Origin of the sequence: Rhodococcus sp. WS1, assembly GCF_003797745.1 — a bacterium.
In the GTDB taxonomy this organism is placed as follows: Bacteria; Actinomycetota; Actinomycetes; order Mycobacteriales; family Mycobacteriaceae; genus Rhodococcus_F; species Rhodococcus_F erythropolis.
This window is the reverse complement of record NZ_RKLZ01000003.1, coordinates 231282-248543: the sequence shown is the minus strand read 5'-3', so window position 1 is coordinate 248543 and position 17262 is coordinate 231282. Positions and strand designations below refer to the sequence as shown.

15 protein-coding genes are annotated in these 17262 nt (G+C 60.7%); 3 read left to right on the top strand and 12 right to left on the bottom strand.

Going from position 1 to position 17262, the window contains the following annotated elements:
• Positions 1-7: 7 nt before the first annotated feature.
• The 11 genes from EEB12_RS26260 to EEB12_RS26210 form a co-directional block, all read right to left on the bottom strand.
• The gene (locus EEB12_RS26260) at positions 8-1135 is read right to left on the bottom strand and encodes an NDMA-dependent alcohol dehydrogenase (protein WP_019748970.1); all 1128 of its coding nucleotides are present in this window, start codon (positions 1133-1135) and stop codon (positions 8-10) included.
• Between the two features lie 310 nt (positions 1136-1445).
• Positions 1446-2750, bottom strand: coding sequence for an HNH endonuclease signature motif containing protein (locus tag EEB12_RS26255; RefSeq protein ID WP_141488787.1), 1305 nt, complete (start codon positions 2748-2750; stop codon positions 1446-1448).
• Between the two features lie 64 nt (positions 2751-2814).
• Positions 2815-3489 (bottom strand): response regulator, encoded by a 675-nt coding sequence (locus EEB12_RS26250; RefSeq protein ID WP_141488786.1) that lies wholly within the window; start codon positions 3487-3489, stop codon positions 2815-2817.
• On the bottom strand, positions 3486-4688 hold the full coding sequence (locus tag EEB12_RS26245) for a sensor histidine kinase (RefSeq protein ID WP_019748973.1): 1203 nt from the start codon (positions 4686-4688) through the stop codon (positions 3486-3488). The genes EEB12_RS26250 and EEB12_RS26245 overlap by 4 nt, the downstream gene beginning before the upstream one ends.
• 18 nt (positions 4689-4706) lie before the next feature.
• Positions 4707-6923 (bottom strand): MMPL family transporter, encoded by a 2217-nt coding sequence (locus tag EEB12_RS26240; RefSeq protein WP_060939198.1) that lies wholly within the window; start codon positions 6921-6923, stop codon positions 4707-4709.
• Between the two features lie 95 nt (positions 6924-7018).
• Entirely contained in the window at positions 7019-7936 is a 918-nt protein-coding gene (locus EEB12_RS26235; RefSeq protein ID WP_019748975.1) for a carbohydrate kinase family protein, read from the bottom strand.
• A gap of 95 nt (positions 7937-8031) precedes the next feature.
• Entirely contained in the window at positions 8032-9126 is a 1095-nt protein-coding gene (locus EEB12_RS26230; protein ID WP_019748976.1) for an ABC transporter ATP-binding protein, read from the bottom strand.
• 27 nt (positions 9127-9153) lie between these two features.
• A complete protein-coding gene (locus tag EEB12_RS26225; protein ID WP_020969937.1) occupies positions 9154-10020 on the bottom strand; it encodes a carbohydrate ABC transporter permease in 867 nt (288 codons plus the stop codon).
• The gene (locus EEB12_RS26220) at positions 10020-10970 is read right to left on the bottom strand and encodes a carbohydrate ABC transporter permease (protein WP_019748978.1); all 951 of its coding nucleotides are present in this window, start codon (positions 10968-10970) and stop codon (positions 10020-10022) included. Before EEB12_RS26220 ends, EEB12_RS26225 begins: the two co-directional genes overlap by 1 nt.
• The gene (locus tag EEB12_RS26215) at positions 10967-12319 is read right to left on the bottom strand and encodes an ABC transporter substrate-binding protein (RefSeq protein WP_019748979.1); all 1353 of its coding nucleotides are present in this window, start codon (positions 12317-12319) and stop codon (positions 10967-10969) included. Before EEB12_RS26215 ends, EEB12_RS26220 begins: the two co-directional genes overlap by 4 nt.
• 63 nt (positions 12320-12382) lie before the next feature.
• Positions 12383-13381: a sugar-binding transcriptional regulator gene (locus tag EEB12_RS26210; protein WP_021334180.1), complete on the bottom strand. Its 999-nt coding sequence runs from the start codon at positions 13379-13381 to the stop codon at positions 12383-12385.
• A gap of 139 nt (positions 13382-13520) precedes the next feature.
• Between EEB12_RS26210 and EEB12_RS26205 the strand changes: the two genes are divergently transcribed.
• Together EEB12_RS26205 and EEB12_RS26200 are read left to right on the top strand one after the other, a co-directional pair.
• On the top strand, positions 13521-14531 hold the full coding sequence (locus EEB12_RS26205; RefSeq protein WP_141488906.1) for an NAD(P)-dependent alcohol dehydrogenase: 1011 nt from the start codon (positions 13521-13523) through the stop codon (positions 14529-14531).
• Positions 14532-14538: 7 nt separating this feature from the next.
• A complete protein-coding gene (locus EEB12_RS26200; RefSeq protein ID WP_084326284.1) occupies positions 14539-16011 on the top strand; it encodes a mannitol dehydrogenase family protein in 1473 nt (490 codons plus the stop codon).
• On the opposite strand, the gene EEB12_RS26195 is transcribed toward EEB12_RS26200, so the two are convergent.
• The gene (locus tag EEB12_RS26195; protein WP_141488785.1) at positions 16012-16530 is read right to left on the bottom strand and encodes a DinB family protein; all 519 of its coding nucleotides are present in this window, start codon (positions 16528-16530) and stop codon (positions 16012-16014) included.
• Positions 16531-16579: 49 nt separating this feature from the next.
• Between EEB12_RS26195 and EEB12_RS26190 the strand changes: the two genes are divergently transcribed.
• Positions 16580-16870, top strand: a complete 291-nt coding sequence (locus EEB12_RS26190; RefSeq protein WP_084326287.1) for a hypothetical protein — start codon at positions 16580-16582, stop codon at positions 16868-16870.
• Positions 16871-17262 lie beyond the last annotated feature (392 nt).

Genomic DNA, 17262 nt, shown 5'->3' with positions numbered 1-17262 from the left:
CTTTCGATCACCAGTCAGCTTCGGTGTAGCGGATGACGCCGCGGATGTTCTTGCCATCCAACATGTCCTGGTACCCGTCGTTCACGCCTTCGAGCGTGTAGGTCCGAGTGACCATGTCGTCGAGGTTCAGCTTGCCTGCCTTGTACATCGCGAGGAGGTTAGGCACGTCCTGGCGAGCGTTGCCACCGCCGAAAATGTTGCCCTGAAGGTCCTTCTGAAGCATCGACATCAGGAACAGGTTCAGCTTCACATCCATGTCCGTCAGGTGCCCCATTGCAGTGACAACACAACGACCAGCCTTTGCCGTCAGAATCATGGCTTCTTCGACGTACTCACCCTTCATTTCGCCGACGGTGATGATCGTCTTCTGCGCCATGCGTCCGTACGTGGCGTCGATGATCGGCTGAATGGCAGCGGCAGCGCTTTCGAAAGCGTGCGTTGCGCCGAACTTCAGAGCCTGCTCACGCTTCCACGGCACGGGGTCGATGGCAAAGATGTACCGAGCGCCCGATGCAACCGCACCCTGTAGCGCACTGATACCGACGCCGCCGACGCCCATGATCACAACGTCTTCGCCGGGCTTCACATCGGCGATGTGGGTTGCCGATCCCCAACCGGTCGGGACGCCGCAACCGACGAGTGCGGCAACCTCGAACGGAATGTCCTTGTCGATCTTCACCACTGACGACTGGTTCACGACCATGTAGGGCGAGAACGTCCCTAGCAGGCACATCGGGATCACGTTTTCGCCGCGAGCCTGGATCCGGTACGTGCCGTCGCTGATGGCTTGGCCGCTGAGGAGACCCATCCCGAGGTCACAAAGATTCTGATGTCCGGCCGAACACGCCGGACAGGTTCCACAAGCCGGAATGAAGGACAGAACGACGTGGTCGCCGACCTCCAGTCCCTTGACCTCCGGGCCGAGCTTGGTGATGACGCCCGAACCCTCGTGCCCGCCCATGACCGGGAACGACGGCATCGGAGTCGCGCCGGTGACGATGTGGTGATCGGAGTGGCACATTCCGGCCGCTTCCATGCGAATTTGAACTTCGCCGGCTACCGGCTCGCCGATCTCGATCTCCTCGACGGACCACTTCTCATTGAGGCCCCACAGGATTGCACCCTTGGTCTTCACGTCACTTCACCCTTTCATTCGCACACCCGCATCTATCTCTGTGACCATAGCCACAAATCCGCGAAATTGGAACGTGTTCTAACGAAAGATTTTGCACTGCAGGTCAGACGTCCAAATGACCTGGCACAACTTGCGTGGCAACGACGAAAGAATGACCCACTGAGTGGGACAGGCCACACGGGCACCCGAAAGTAGAGCCGCCCCGAAAGCACGCACCCATTCGACTCCACCTCCCACCAATCGGTCGGACACAGAGCAGCGGGTCTGAAACAGGCCTGGCCATGTTCTGGTGCATGCGAGGTTTGCCCCCTCAGGTTTTGAATGTGGTGTTCGCCGGCCGCGGGTGCTGCTGCGGGTCGATCGAGGGCGGCGGGATGAACCACGGTTTGTTGTCGGCGCCGATCCGAATCTCCCACTTCCCGACGAACCCGGATTTCCGGTTCATCAGCCGGTGATGCGAACGGCACAGCAGGACAAGGTTGCTCATCACGGTCGGGCCGCCGTTGGCCCAGTGCCGGATGTGGTGTGCATCGGTCCACGCGGGAACACATGTGCACCCGGGGAACGCGCACCCCTTGTCCCTCGCAATCAACGCCACTCGCTGCTCCGCGGACACTAATCGCTTTCCGGGTTTCGCATCGAGCGGCGCCCCGTGGTCGTCGAGCAGCACCGTGGACAGGAAACAATCGCACCCAAGGAGTCTGGTCTGCGAGACCGAGAGTGGCCCGAGCCACGGCATGTGCCCGACATCAAGATCCGACACAGCCACTCCGTCACCAGAAGCAGCGGGTGTTGCGGCGCAGTCCCGGTGCTCCGCGAGGTCGCGGCCGTTGATGTGCACGTTCACATGCGGACGCTGCCCACCATCGACACCGGTCTTCGCGCAATCCAGATACCGCCGAATCAGTTCGGTGAACCCATCCGCCGTCCGCTTCGCCGCAGACCGAGAATCCCGGGTTCCATCCGCAGCGGGGGTGGGCATCGTCAGATTCGACAACGCCGACAACAACATTTCACCGGTGAGAGCATCGAAATCACCGCGCACCACCACCCGACCATTCAACGTCGACGCGATCCGCAACTCGTTCCGATCCACATCCTCGGCGGGCGGAATCTCATCCGATTCGAACACTCGCTCCAAAGTCGCGATCACATTCCGCACCTTCGTGGTCGTGGCCTCGACACCGGAAGCGGCAGCCAGCAACAAATCGACACAGCGAGGGAGCGCTTCCTCCGGCATCCCCTTCGGTGGTGACTCGCAGAACGCCACGATCAACACCGCGTGCTCGAACGAGCAATCCCCGTCATCGAACCGGGCCGCCACCGCCGGAAACGGCCGCAGCGCAGCACCCAACGCGGCGATCTTCTTCCCATCCCGAACCTGCAGCATCGTGTTCGCCGCCAACCAGCAACCCACCCCACGGCTGGCAATCACCTGATCATCCCGGCGCATCGACAACTCGTCCACCACCGCCACCCGAACAGCCTCGAGACGAAGAATCTCCGCACTCGCCCCGATAGCAGCGGTACGTAACTCCGCAGCAGACAACCGCCACAGACGTCCACGCAACCCCACCGCAGAACCCGACACCACATCCGACAACAGAACGCTCATTGAATCCCCCGATCCCCACCCCCAACAATACTCGAACATCAGTTCGAGTCAAGAGTTTCTCGAGTCAATCCACCGAGCGTCCCGGAATCACCACACCGCATTGATAGGCGAGAACCACCAGTTGCGCGCGGTCGCGGACATCCAGTTTCGTCATCGCCCGATTCACATGGGTTTTTGCCGTGACCGCGCTGATCACCAATTCCGCGGCGATTTCGTCGTTGGACATCCCGAGGGCAACGAGGGTGACCACTTCGAGTTCGCGTGGTGTCAATTGACCGAAAATCCCAGAAGTCGAGTCGGCCCGCGTAGGAGTGGAAAGGAATCGAGAAATCAACGCACTGGTCGCAATCGGCGACAACAAAGAGTTCCCACCTGCGACCGTCCGAACAGCATCAAGTAGATCCTCAGCTCGGATTCCTTTGCCGATGAAGCCGCTCGCTCCCGCCCGGATCGCCTGTGCCACATGTTCATCCACTTCGAAGGTCGTCAGGATCAGTACGTGTACGTCGGACAAATCCGGATGATCGGCGATCATGGCGGTCGCTTCGACTCCGCTGGTGCCCGGCATGCGAATGTCCATCAGAACAACGTCGGGTCGGTGCTCGAGCGCCGCCTGGAATGCCTGCTCTCCGTCTGCCGCCTCGGCGACCACCTCCATGTCGTCTTCCGAACCGATCAGCAGCGCAAGCGTTTGACGGAAGAGCGCCTGATCGTCTGCCACTACCACCCGAATACTCACGACTCCTCACGCTCCGAACCGCTGGAGACCGAGACCAGCGGCAGTTGGGCGTCCACACGAAATCCCCCGTCCGCGCGGAATCCTGCTGAGACCTCGCCTCCCATTGCCTGTGCCCTCTCCTTCATTCCCAGCAGTCCGTACCCGGGCGGTGACGTCGAAGGCACTGCCGTTCCGGAGTTTTCGACCGACAGCACCAGAACCTCGGCTTCGTACGACAACGACACGGTGACGGCCCCTGGCAACGCATGCTTGCTCGCATTCACGAGTGCTTCCTGGATAATTCGGTACGCCGTGAGGTCTACTGCTGGCCCGAGAGGGCGCAGCGAACCCACTGCGCGCACTTCGATTTCCATTCCCGCACTGACGAATTGATCCACCAGTGCCGGTAGATCCGAAAGCCCCGGTGCCGGTTTCATCGAGCGATCACCGTCCTGAGCGTCACGGAGAACTCCGACCGTGGCCCGAATTTCATCGAGTGCCGCCTTGGACGTTTCCTCCACTCCGCGTAGTGCAGTCGTCGCCTTCTCGGGGTCTTTCCCGATCAAGTGCGACGCGACCCCGACTTGCAGGTTGACCAAGGCAATGTGGTGCGCGACAACGTCGTGCAGGTCTCGCGCAATCCGCATCCTTTCTTCGACGACGCGGTGTCGGGCCTCGTCCTCGCGCATTCTTTCCGCTTGCACCGCGCGCGCCTCGACGGACTCCAGATAGGCTCGGCGAGAACGGACCTCGGCGCCGGCGAAACTTGCCATCAGCAACCAGGCCAACAACCCCAGTGCCTCCTGCAGGAGATTGTTCCCCACTCCCAGGAAGATTGTGACGAGCATCAGCGAGCTGACTGTGCTCGCCGCTGCGAAGAAGGTCCTCCGGCGGTCACTCGTGCTGGCAACGTAGTAGAGGCACACCATCGCCGCGGAACCTGTGCCGGCATTCGGCGGCGCTGACAGTGCAATCATCAATACGCCGAGAAGTACTGCCACCGCCAGCGCCGAGAACGGGTAGCGCCTCCGGAATACGATGGTTGCCGCTGCGATCGCTGTTACAAGGACTCCCACAACTGTTACTTCGCGGGTGTCATTGCCATCGAGCGCGATGCGGTGCGCCGTCCACGTGGCAAGGAGCACGAGGATCGTCAGTGCCAGGTCGATGGTGCGCGGGTGTTCCGCACACCATCGACCCCACGTCGATGTCGAAGTCATCGATCTACCGTATCCGGGTCATACCGACAACTTGTCGCTCGTGGGTTCACTGGATTCCTTCGAATCTGCGAGCAGCGCAGTCAACTGCTCCCCCTCGACATCGACGTTCGGGACCAACCGGTCCAGCCATGAGGGGAACCACCATGCCTTCGAGCCCAACAGGGACATGACGGCCGGTACGACGGTCATACGAATCACGAAGGCGTCGAACAGAACCGCGAACGAGAGTCCGAGTCCGATCTGCATGATGAAGGCGTCGCCGCCGAAGATGAAGCCCGCGAAAACGGCGATCATGATCAGCGCCGCGGCCGTGACGACTCGGGCGCCCTGGTCGAAGCCCTTCACGACTGCTTCGTCCGGTCCGTCACCGTGGACGAACGCTTCACGCATTCTGGTCACGAGGAACACCTGGTAGTCCATCGCCAACCCGAAGACGATGCCGATCATGAAGATGGGCAACATCGCCACAACTGATCCGGTTTGGCCTTCGATTCCGAGAATGCCGGCGAACCAACCCCACTGGAAGATCGCGACCAGCACACCGAACGTCGCACCGATCGAGAGCAGAAATCCGAGAGTTGCCTTGAGCGGTACCAAGATCGAGCGGAACACCAGCATCAAAAGAATGAAGGCGAGGCCGACGACCAATGCGAGGTAGGGAACGAGGGCATCAGCCAGGCGATCCGAGACGTCGATCGTCAACGCTGTCTGACCGGTGACCGACATCGTGGCCCCGGTCTCGTCGGTCAGTGATCCGGCGACCTCACGTATATCTGCGACGAGCGCCTTTGTTGCCTCGGTTTCCGGGCCACTCGAGGGAACCACCGTGATGACTGCTGTATCGCCGGCCTGATTGAGTGCTGGCGGCGTCACTGCCGCTATGTCAGGCAGAGCACCGAGCTTTTCCTGGGCGCCGCTCAATGCCACTGCCGGATCGGTGGCGTCGGCAACGTCGACGACCACCATGAGCGGACCGCTGAACCCGGCACCGAACCCCTCGGATAGTCGGTCGGTAGCCCTGGCGGCAGTTGTGTCGGGCACTGGTGGGCTCGCCAAACTCAGGTTGATTCCGAAGGTGGGGATCGCCAGCAATCCCAACCCGAGGACTGACGCGAGCAAAACCGGAACTCGACGCCGGATCACGAACTTGGCCCATCGCGAGCCCGCCCCCTCCGACTGTTTCCGGTGTGTCAGTTCACCGCCGGACGCAAGCAGTCTACGATCAGACCGACTCAGGACGCGCGACCCTGCAAATCCGAGTGTGGCGGGCAGCAGCGTCAGTGAAATCACCACTGCAACAGCAACTGCGAATGCTGCAGCCAGACCCATGCTTGTCAGGAACGGGATGTTCACGACGAACAGTCCGGCCAGTGCGATGAGGACGGTCAACCCCGCGAACACTACGGCCGAACCCGCAGTCCCCGCTGCGCGGCCCGCAGCAATTTCCGGATCATGTCCGTCACGTAGTTCGGAGCGGTAGCGCGAGACGATGAACAGCGAATAGTCGATCGCCACGGCGAGCCCCAGCATCATTGCCAGGACGGTTGTGCTCGAACCCAATTCGATGAAACCAGTTGCGATGGTGATCGTGCAGATCGCGATGCCGATGCCGATGAGCGCGCTGATCAAAGGAAGCCCCGCCGCAACCAAGGAACCGAAGGTGACGGTCAGCACCACCGCGGCGATCGCGACTCCGATCACCTCTCCCATGGATTCGGCGCTGCTTTCCATCAGCACGTTGCCGGCAACATCGACTGCCAGCCCTGAATCCGAGGCGTCGTGGACGGCGGACTCGAGCAGTTCTTTCGAACTGTCCGGCAAGTCCATCGAGTCGGCGGTATAGGAGACCTGCATGTATCCGATCGTCCCAGTCGGCGACACTCCGCCGGATGCATACGGATCCGATACCGCTGCAACCTCGGGGTCCTTCCCGAGCGCAGAGACCAATTCACTGACGGATTGTCGAATGGCCGGATCGGCGAGCGTCGTGCCCGCCGGAGATTCGAAGACTATGCGAGCACTGGCTCCGCCGGTGGACGATTCCGGGAACCGTTCAGCCAGAAGGTCCTGTGCCGCTTGCGATTCTGTGCCCGGGATCGACAATGTATTGACGGTCGGACCGGACAGCGTTGCTGCGCCTACTCCGCCCGCCACCAGCAGGACGACCCAGAAGCCCACCATTGCCCAGCGGCGGCGAAACGCGAGTCGTGAGAGTTTGTACAGGAATATCGACATGCGTATCACTGTGCCGATACACGACCCCGTCGCACATCGTGCACAGGTAGGCAGTTCGACGTACTGCGCTCGCAGTAGGGCGGTGGTCCCCAGTGCTAGACGGGCAGGCCCAACTCCCTTGACCACGGCGGATCCGCCCCTGGTCGTGACACGGTGACGGCTGCCGCGCGTGCGGCAAAGGTCAACGCGGCCGACCAGTCTGCCTCGGAGAACCCGCGCACAACGGCGACGTCGAGTGCATCGTGACGATCAAGGTAGGCCAGCAGGGCTCCGTGAACGGTATCTCCGGCACCGATCGTGTCCGCGACGTCAACTGCGGGCGCCGGCACCGAAACATCGAGTTCCTTGGTGATCAACCGCAACCCGTCACCGCCACGGGTGAGCAGTACGGCGCCGACGCCTTCGTCGAGCCACTCGGCGCCGTCAACCGAACCCAACCACTTCGCGTCGTCGTCGCTCACTTTGAGAATATCGATGGCGGGCAACCACGAACGAAATCGTCGTCGATATGCTTCCGGGTCCGAGATCACCGCCGGACGAATGTTGGGGTCCACCATGGTGAGTCGACCGCGGGCGTGTGCTTCGTGCAGCATGGCTTCGTAAGCGGAGGCCCCGGGCTCGAGCACCAGCGACAGCGTTCCGAACGAGAATGCCCGGGCAGAGGGAAGTTTCGGCAGCGCGAACTGTCGATCCGCCGTTCCCTCGAGGTAGAAGGAATACCGCGCACCTCCGTCCGCCGCAAGGTTCACGACGGCCAGAGTTGTCGGCTCGGGCCCACGTTCGACTCCGGTCGTGTCGACATTCGACGCGGCCAGCGAGTCGATCATCCGATCTCCGAACGCGTCGGTGGACAAGCGAGAGACGAATCCCACGTCGGATCCGAGTCGACCCACCGCGATCGCAACGTTGAACGGTCCACCGCCCAACTTGGGTGAGAAGTTCTCCCCCACCGGAACCAGATCAACCAGTCCCTCACCACACACCACGACGGATCGTTCGCGTGTATCACTCATCGGTAGACCCTAACCTTCTCACCAGTCGAAGATGGATGTGACCTGCTCGGCACGAACGAGTTCGGGTGCCGAGCAGGTCACGATTGTGGTGGGATTCAGCTACCCACGCGCTCACCCGTAGTCGGGTCGAAGAGGTGAACAGGACCGTCCACCCGCTCGAAGCCCAGCGTCTGGCCGTACTGCAGCTTCGATCGCCCGCCGGTGCGTGCAACGAGCGAGATCGGGTCGGCTTCGGTTCCAGGCACGTGTGCGTAGATGTACGACTCGTTGCCCAGTTCCTCTACCAGGTCGATCTGAGCTGCGATTCCGTCTCCGGCAGCAACCACCTGGAATTGCTCGGGCCGAATTCCTACTGTGACCGAAGCCAGACCGGCCGCGGCGATTGCCGCCATCTGCTCGCGGTCCAGCGGAACCTCGACGTCGCCGAAACGCACCCCACCCGAACTGACCGGCGCCGTTACCAAGTTCATACCGGGAGATCCGATGAAGCCGGCAACAAACGCATTGGCCGGCCGATCGTAAAGTTCGGTCGGAGAAGCGAATTGTTGCAACTTGCCGCCCTTGAGCACTGCCACGCGATCACCCATCGTCATCGCTTCCACCTGATCGTGCGTGACGTAGACGGTGGTGGTTCCGAGACGACGCTGCAACGCCGCGATCTGCGTGCGGGTCTGGACGCGTAGCTTTGCGTCGAGGTTGGAGAGCGGCTCGTCCATGCAGAACACTTGCGGTTCACGAACGATTGCTCGGCCCATGGCAACTCGCTGCCGTTGACCACCGGAAAGCTTGGCCGGTTTGCGGTCGAGGTATTCCGTCAGGTCAAGCAGTTTGGCCGCTTCGGCAACTTTCTTCTTACGCTCCTCGACGGGCACACCGCGCATCTTCAACGCGAACCCCATGTTTTCGCCGACGGTTTTATTGGGGTACAGCGCGTAATTCTGGAAGACCATTGCGATGTCGCGATCCTTCGACGGGACATCGGTCATGTCCTTGCCGTTGATGGTGATCGCACCGGAATCGATGTCCTCGAGCCCTGCCAACATGCGCAGGGCCGTGGACTTTCCGGAACCTGACGGACCGACGAGCACGATGAACTCCCCGTCCTTGATGTCAAGATCGAGTGAATCTACAGCGAGGGTCCCGGCACCTTCGTAGATGCAAGACGCTTTCTGGTACGAGATTTCAGCCATGACGAACTCCTGAGAGGGTGAGGAGAATTATTTGATTGCACCGAAGGACAGGCCGCGCACCAGTTTGTTCTGGGCGAACCAACCGGCCAGGATGACGGGCAATGCCGCCATGGTCGCTGCCGCGGAGAGCCGAGCCCAGTACAGGCCCTCGCCGGTGATGAACCCGACCAGGAAGACCGGAATCGTCTGCGCTTGAACAGCTGTCAGGTTGACTGCGAAGAAGAATTCGTTCCACGAGAAGATCACGCAGATCAGCGCAGTCGCAGCAATTCCGGGCGAGATCAGCGGGAGGATCACCTCTCGAACCGAGGTCCACAAACTCGCGCCGTCCATGCTGGCGGCTTCGAGAAGCTCGCCGGGGACTTCGAGAAAGAACGAACGCATCATCCACACTGCGATCGGCAGATTCATCGATGTGTACAAGATGACCAGCGCCCAGATGTTGTCGAGCAATCCGATGTCGTTGACGATCACGTACAGCGGCACGATTGCGGCGACGACTGGGAGCATCTTGGTACTGATGAAGAAGAACAGCACATCCTGCGTCTTCTTCACCGGGCGAAGAGACAATGCAAACGCGGCCGGAACACCCAGTAGCAGAACAAGAATCGTCGACATTCCTGTGGCAAATGCCGAGTTCGCCAGCGTTGTACCCAGACCGGAATCGAGGACGGCACGGAACTGTTCGAGGGTGGGAGTGAAGAACAGCTTCGGCGGGTCCGTGTAGGCGTCTGCCTCGGTCTTGAACGCGGTCAGGACCATCCAGAAGACCGGGAAGAAGAATCCGAGAGCGGCGATCCACGCCACGACCGACCACGGACTGAACTTACTGCTCTTCTTTTTCTTGACGACGGGTTTGTCGGTCGTCGCGCTTGTCGTCTCTACGGCAGTCATCACGCCGCCTCCTCGTTGCCGGTGAAGCTCTTGAAGATCAATCGGAGCGCGAGTGTCGAGACGATGATGGTCGCGATCACTGTCACGACACCCATCGCCGCAGCTTGACCTACGTCGAAGCCGAGGAACGCGCGCTGGTAGATGTAGAACGGCAGATTCGAACTGGCCACGCCGGGCCCGCCCGACGTCATCATGTACACCGCGTCAAAGGTGTTCACGAGGTAGATCGCACCCAGAACTGCACCGAGTTCGATGAAGCGGCGCAGGTGCGGCAGTGTCAGTTCGCGGAACATCGCAAACGGCTTGGCTCCGTCCACCCGTGCGGCTTCGAGGATGTCTCGGGGCATGGACTGCAAGCCGGCCAGAATGAGCAGCATCATGAAAGGCGTCCACTGCCAGATCAGATTGATCATGACGGCGGCGAGCGGAAACTTGCTGACCCAGTCGACCTGGCCGACACCGAACGGCTGGAGGACAAAGTTCACGATACCGAACACCGGGTCGAACATTGTTGTCTTCCAGAGCAATGCGCCAGCGACGGGGGTGATGAGAAATGGCGTGATCAGCAGTGTCCGCACGATCCCGCGACCGAGGAAGGCTCTGTCGAGTAGGAGTGCCAACGCGAGTCCGAGGATCACCGAAACGATGACCGTACCCACGATCATGATGACCGTGTTGACCGCGACTTCCCGAAACTGACTGTCCTTGAAAACCTCGATGTAGTTGTCGAACCCGTTGAAGTGCCGCGATCCCGGCCGGACAAGGTTCCACGACTGCGTCGAGTAGTAGAGGGTGAACAGGAACGGAATCTGGGTGACGACGATCGAGAAGATCAACGCCGGCAACAGGGGACCTCTACGACGCCAACCCTCGGCGCGGGAGATCTTCTTTTCGACACGGACCGGTGGCGCGTCGTCCACCGTAGTTCTGGGCTCGGCAACCGTAGTCATCGGTTCTCCTGATAGGTCTTGCCGACCACCTCGGCATACTGCTGGGATTGTTCGAGTGCTTCTTTCACGCTCTTCTGACCCGCGATGGCAGCACTGATCTGCTGGCTGACGCGAGTGCCCAGGTCCTGAAACTCGGGGATGGTGAGGAACTGGACGCCGGTGTACGGAACCGGTTGCACTGTCGGGTTCTTCGGATCTGCATTGTTGATCGATTCGAGGGTGATCGGACCGAATGCCTGTGCGGCCTCTTGATATTCCGGAATCTCGTAGGTCGATAGGCGACTTCCCGGAGGAACTCTCGACCAGCCGAGTTCGGTTCCGACCTTCTGGATGTAGTCCTTGTTCGTCATCCAGGAAATGAACTTCCAGGCGTCATCTTTGTTCTTTGCCGACTCCGGGATTCCGAGCGCCCAGGTGTAGAGCCAACCAGGATCGGACTTCTCGACCTTCGGGGCCTTCGCATATCCGATGTTGCCGACTACCTTCGACGACGCAGGGTCCTCGAGAACCGACACAGCCGACGTCGCGTCGTACCACATCGCCGTGTTGCCTTGCGCGAATTGTGTTGCACATTCACCGAATCCGCTTGTGGCAGGGCCCGGCTGACCGTGCTCCTTGACCGTGTCCACGTAGAACTGAACCGCATCCTCGACCTGCGGACTGGTCAGCTGCGCATTCCAATTCTCGTCGTACCAGCGTCCACCGAAGGTGTTGATCACGGTGTTCAGCGGCGCGAGTACCTCACCCCAGCCAGGCTTTCCACGCAAACAGATTCCCGCCATCTTGGCATCCGGGTTGTCGAACTGCGCTGCCCAACCTGCAACTTCTTGCCACGTCGGGTCTTCGGGAACTGTTATCCCCGCCTGATCGAACAGATCCTTGCGGTACATCAGGAACGACGACTCCCCGTAGAACGGGACCGCGTACATACTGTCCTCGTATGACAGAGAAGTCTTGATCGACGGTATGAAGTCGTCCTCGTCATAACCGGGCGTCTTGTCTGCATACTCGGACAGGTTCGTGAGCCAACCGTTGGCGGCCCACTGAGGTGTCTCGTAGTTGCTGATCATCACGACGTCGAACTCACCGCCGCCGGTTGCCGTCGACGCTGTGATCTTGGCACGCGCCTGGTTCTCGGAAAGGCTGACGAATTTGAGGTCGATGCCAGGGTTCTCGGCTTCGAAAGCCGGCGCCAGTTTGATGGCGTCCTGCATCTGCGAGTTCGACACCATCGCGATGGTGACTGTTCGTTCGCCGGAACCACCGAGCGCACCAGCGCCCGCACATCCCGACACCAGGAGGCAGAGCGCCGCCGCGGCAGCGCCCCACACTCGTCTTCCTGTTTTCACGGATTACCTTCCTTCACACTTGCGTGTCAGTCGCGCGCTCGGACAGCGAAACTCGTGAGATCGCTAGCCTTCGAGCAGCCACTGGGCGCACTCGACGTCGGTGACGAGTACGTTTGCCAAACCTCCGCGCAATGCGCCCAGAACGGCCTGGCGTTTGTGTGTTCCCCCCGAAATCAGAATCGTCTGATCGCAGGATTTCACTGCGTCGAGCGATACGGAGACCGTTCGCTCAGGCAGTGGCCCCTCCACTGGATTGCCGTCGATCGTGTAGAAACGGCCGCCGATTTCACCGACAGCGCCTCGACTTTCCAACTCGTCCAGCATGGTCGAGTCGACGAAGCTACCGGCAAACAAGGTCGTGGCAGTCGAGACGGCACCAACTCCGAAAACCATGATGTCGGAATCAGTTCCGGCTTGCAGCGCCTTCGAGATGACCGAGTCGTTTCGCATCGACTCCACAGTCGCCGGGTCGGCATATAGCGGAGCATTGAGGCGAATAGGATTGGCCTGCAACTGTTGTGCACATCGGCCGATGGTGAAGTCGACACCGGTTTGGTAGTCGGTCACCGTCATGGAGCCGTCAAGTTGTACCACAGCCGAGCACTTCGCCGCCTTGTCTGGCAAAGATCCTGCTACCGCAACGGTTTCCGGACCCCAGGTAAACCCGAGAACGCTCGACGGCTGCAGACGACGAACCAGAACTTCCGCTGCTCGTCGGCCGAGCGCGTCGAAGTCCGGATCGTCCGAGTCCGAATTTGCTTCGGGCACAATCAAAACTTCGGCCAACCCGAAGTGCTTCTCCAGTTTCGATTCCAACTCCGTGTTCACCGAACCTTCGAGCTCCGGCGGCACCATAATCTCGACCCTGACCAAACCTTGCGTCCGCGCCCTGGCCAACAGCCGCCCGGCCGTAGGCCGCGAGACGCCCAACTTCGCTGCAATCTCCGCCTGAGTAGCGCCTTCGAGGTGATACATGGTCGCTGCCCGCAAGGCGAGCCGCACATCCTCGGAAGCCGGCAACTTCGACGACTTGAGTCCTGCGGGCTGAGCCGACTGGTTCACACGGTCTCCTTGTGTATCAGGTTCAAAGTTTCTTGATCGTGAGCAGATGCTCACTAGATGTTCTTATGCTCATTAAGCTAACATCTACGTTGTGACCCACACAACAGTTTCCGGAGAATCCGTCGATCTACCTGCGACAATTCGGGCAAATGTCCTCGTTGAGACCGGAAAGATGCAGATGGTCGAGAGACCACGACCGTCCCCGAAGACGGGTGAAGTCCTCGTTCGCATCCATGCAGTGGGCGTGTGCGGGTCGGACGCGCACTACTTTCACGAAGGTCGCATCGGCCCTTACGTAGTCAACTCACCGCTCGTTCTCGGACACGAAGCATCTGGACGCATCGCCGCAGTCGGTGACGGCGTCGACCCAAGACGCATCGGGCAGCGCGTCTCCATCGAGCCTCAGAAGCCCGATCCGACAAGTCCCGAATCCAAGGCAGGCAGATACAACCTCTGCCCTCATATGGAATTCTTCGCGACGCCGCCGATCGACGGTGCGCTGACCGACTACGTCACGATCGGTGCCGACTTCGCCCATCCCATCGCAGATTCCGTGTCCTACGAGGCAGCTGCGCTGTTCGAGCCACTCTCCGTAGGGATCGCCTCAGCCCAGAAAGCGGGAATCACTGCCGGCTCTCGTGTGTTGATCGCCGGCGCCGGCCCGGTAGGAATCGTGACGACGCAGGTGGCCAAGGCATTCGGCGCGACGGAAGTCATCGTCTCGGACATCGATGCGGCCCGGCGCGATGTGGCACTGAAATTCGGCGCAACAACCGTCGTTGATCCTCGTGAAAACGACATACGCTCGCTGGCCGTCGATGCGTTCATCGACGCCTCGGGCGCCACGGCCGCAGTGATCGACGGGATTCACGCAGTTCGGCCCGCTGGGACCGTCGTTCTGGTCGGAATGGGTGCCGACGAGATACCGTTGCCGGTCCCGATCATTCAGAATCGCGAACTGATGCTCACCGGAGTGTTCCGGTACGCCAACACGTGGCCGATCGCCGCCGCACTGGTCGCTGCCGGGCGCGTCGATCTGGATTCGATGGTCACAGCACGCTTTTCACTCGAACGATCGCAAGAGGCCCTGGTGGCCGATCGCATTCCCGGCAGCATCAAAGCCGTAGTCATCGTCGCCGAAGGAGACTAGAACTTTCATGGAACTCAATACGAAGACCTTGCTCGACTTCGATGCTGAACTCGAAGTGCCGAACTACGACCGGAGCAAAGTCACTACCGGCATAGTGCATTTCGGTGTCGGAGGCTTTCACCGTGCACACCAGGCCATGTACATCGATACCCTCCTGCGACGAGGTGAAGCCTTCGACTGGGGAATCTGCGGAGTGGGAGTGATGCCGTCGGACAAGCGAATGAAAGACGCACTCCGCGCGCAGGACGGCCTCTACACGCTGGCGCTCAAGCATGCTGACGGAACCCTCCAGGCCCGGGTCATCGGGTCGATCGTCGAGTACTTGTTCGCGCCCGACGATCCGGAGGCGGTGATCGAAAAGATGGCATCCGAATCGACGAAAATCGTATCTCTCACCATCACCGAGGGCGGATACAACATCTCGCACACTACGGGCGAGTTCGACGCGTCCCATCCCGATGTGATGCACGATCTCGAGCCGGGAACACTCCCCCGCACCACCTTCGGTCTGATTTGTGCGGCACTCGCACTCCGTCGCGACCGGGGCCTCGCCCCCTTCACGATCATGAGTTGCGACAACATCGAAGGCAACGGATCGGTCGCCAGGACGGCAGTCGGAGCGTTCGCCGCCCTGAAGGATCCCGAACTTGCGGAGTGGATCGACGAGAACGGCGCCTTCCCCAACTCCATGGTCGACCGGATCACACCCGTCACGACAGCCGCGGTGACCACCGAGATCGCCGAGACGTTTGGCGTGGACGATCAGTGGCCGGTCGCAGCTGAGCCGTTCACCGCGTGGTTCCTCGAGGACGAGTTCACCTCAGGCAGGCCACCTCTGGAGAATGCCGGCGTCAATCTCGTGCCGGATGTTCGCCCGTACGAACTGATGAAACTGCGCCTTCTCAATGCCAGCCATCAAGGCATCGCGTACTTCGGCTACCTTGCCGGATACCGCCTGGTCCACGAGGCATGCCAGGACGAACTCTTGTCAGGGTTCCTGCTCGACTACATGAATCTGGAAGCGACGCCGACCCTTGATCCGGTACCCGGCGTCGACCTCGATCAGTACAAGAAGACCCTCATCGAACGATTCTCGAACCCCCAGGTCCGCGACACGATTGCGCGTCTGTGCGCCGAGTCGTCCGATCGAATTCCCAAGTGGCTGTTGCCCGTCATCCGGACCCAACTCGACACCGGTGGGTCGATCAACCTGTCCACCGCAATTGTCGCCAGCTGGGCCCGCTACGCCGAGGGCACAGACGAGAACGGAGATCCCATCACCGTCGTCGATCAGCTGTCGGACGCTCTGGTGCCGCTCGCCCAGAAACAATCGAGCGACCCGTTGGCCTTCATCGGGTACCGCCAAGTGTTCGGCGATCTCGTGGACGATCGCCGATTTGTCGCAAGCTTCCGAAAGACCCTCGACTCGTTGCACTCCGTCGGAGCCAGAAGAACCCTCGAGGAGGTGCGCGGGCTCTGACTACGCCGAGACGTCGTGCAGGTGATGGATCGGATCGTGAATGAAGTAGGCCGCCAACGATTCGACGGTGAACGCCGATCCGTCACTGCGGAGACCCCGTCGTTGGCGGCTACCCTCTGGCACGGTTTCGAACGCGTTCGCGACTTCCGCCGCGGCGTCGGACAATTCCGATGCCACCGTTGCCGGATCTTGGTCGTTGTACCGCTCGGCCTCGGCTGTTGCGTCTTGATCCCAGTTCTCGAATCGCGGATCGTCGAATTCGAGCATCTGTTCCAACCTCACCTTGAAGATCCTGAACACGTCGCGTACGTGGGCAGAATACTCCAGCGCTGACCATGTTTCGCTGTCCGGTCGCTCCGTCACATTCTCGCGCTCCAGTACCTCGGCCCACGAGATGGCATTGCTACGCACAAGATCTGGAACATCCGCGAACGCCACAGCGGACGAATCAAACCCGCACTCGCCGCATGGGCGTTCGAGGACCCAGGTCCAGTTCTTTGTATCCGGGGTGATCGGCATGGATCGAGAATAGTCCGCCAGGGCGGGGTCAGTCTGCTTCGATCGGCCGATGAAGCGAATCATGATCGCTATTGCGACTCCATTCGTGCTGATGCTTACTTCGTGCGACGGGGACGGGGGCGACGCCGAACCCCACGAACTCGCCTTCACATGCGACGACGCACATGCGTACCTCGAAGTTTTCGGGACGGTCGAGGCGGCGTTGGCCCGGCTACAGAGCCCTGGATGGAACGATGTCCCTGAACTCGTGGGTTCCGCCAGCGCCTGGGCAGCGTTCACACCGCAACAGCAGACTGCGATAGTCAATTCACTTCATGCGGCTTCCCGAGGTGAATGTTGATCTGCATCTCGCTGCTGGTCTCCCGGCATCTGGTTTGATTCACACATGCGCTCTTCGCTCACCTTGGCCACGCTCGCTGCCAGTTTGATACTTGCTGGCTGCGGGTCGCAGACAGTGCAGCAACCCGACACCGCAACGACAACAACCGAAACGGGCGGAACGTGGGTCCGAAGGCTTGAAGTACCCGACTCCGTCGAAAAAATCTGCCAGTCGATACTCGAACTGGCCGACGACTTGGGATACGCGCCGAACGACTCCACGCCACCACTGAACCGAGTCCGCAATCACATGCTTGGCCCGAACAAAGATTGGAGGGGCATCGACCCCGAGGGGCGCCAACGCATCCAGGAAGCATTCGAGAAGGCAGAATCAGGATCCTGCGGTTGAGCAAC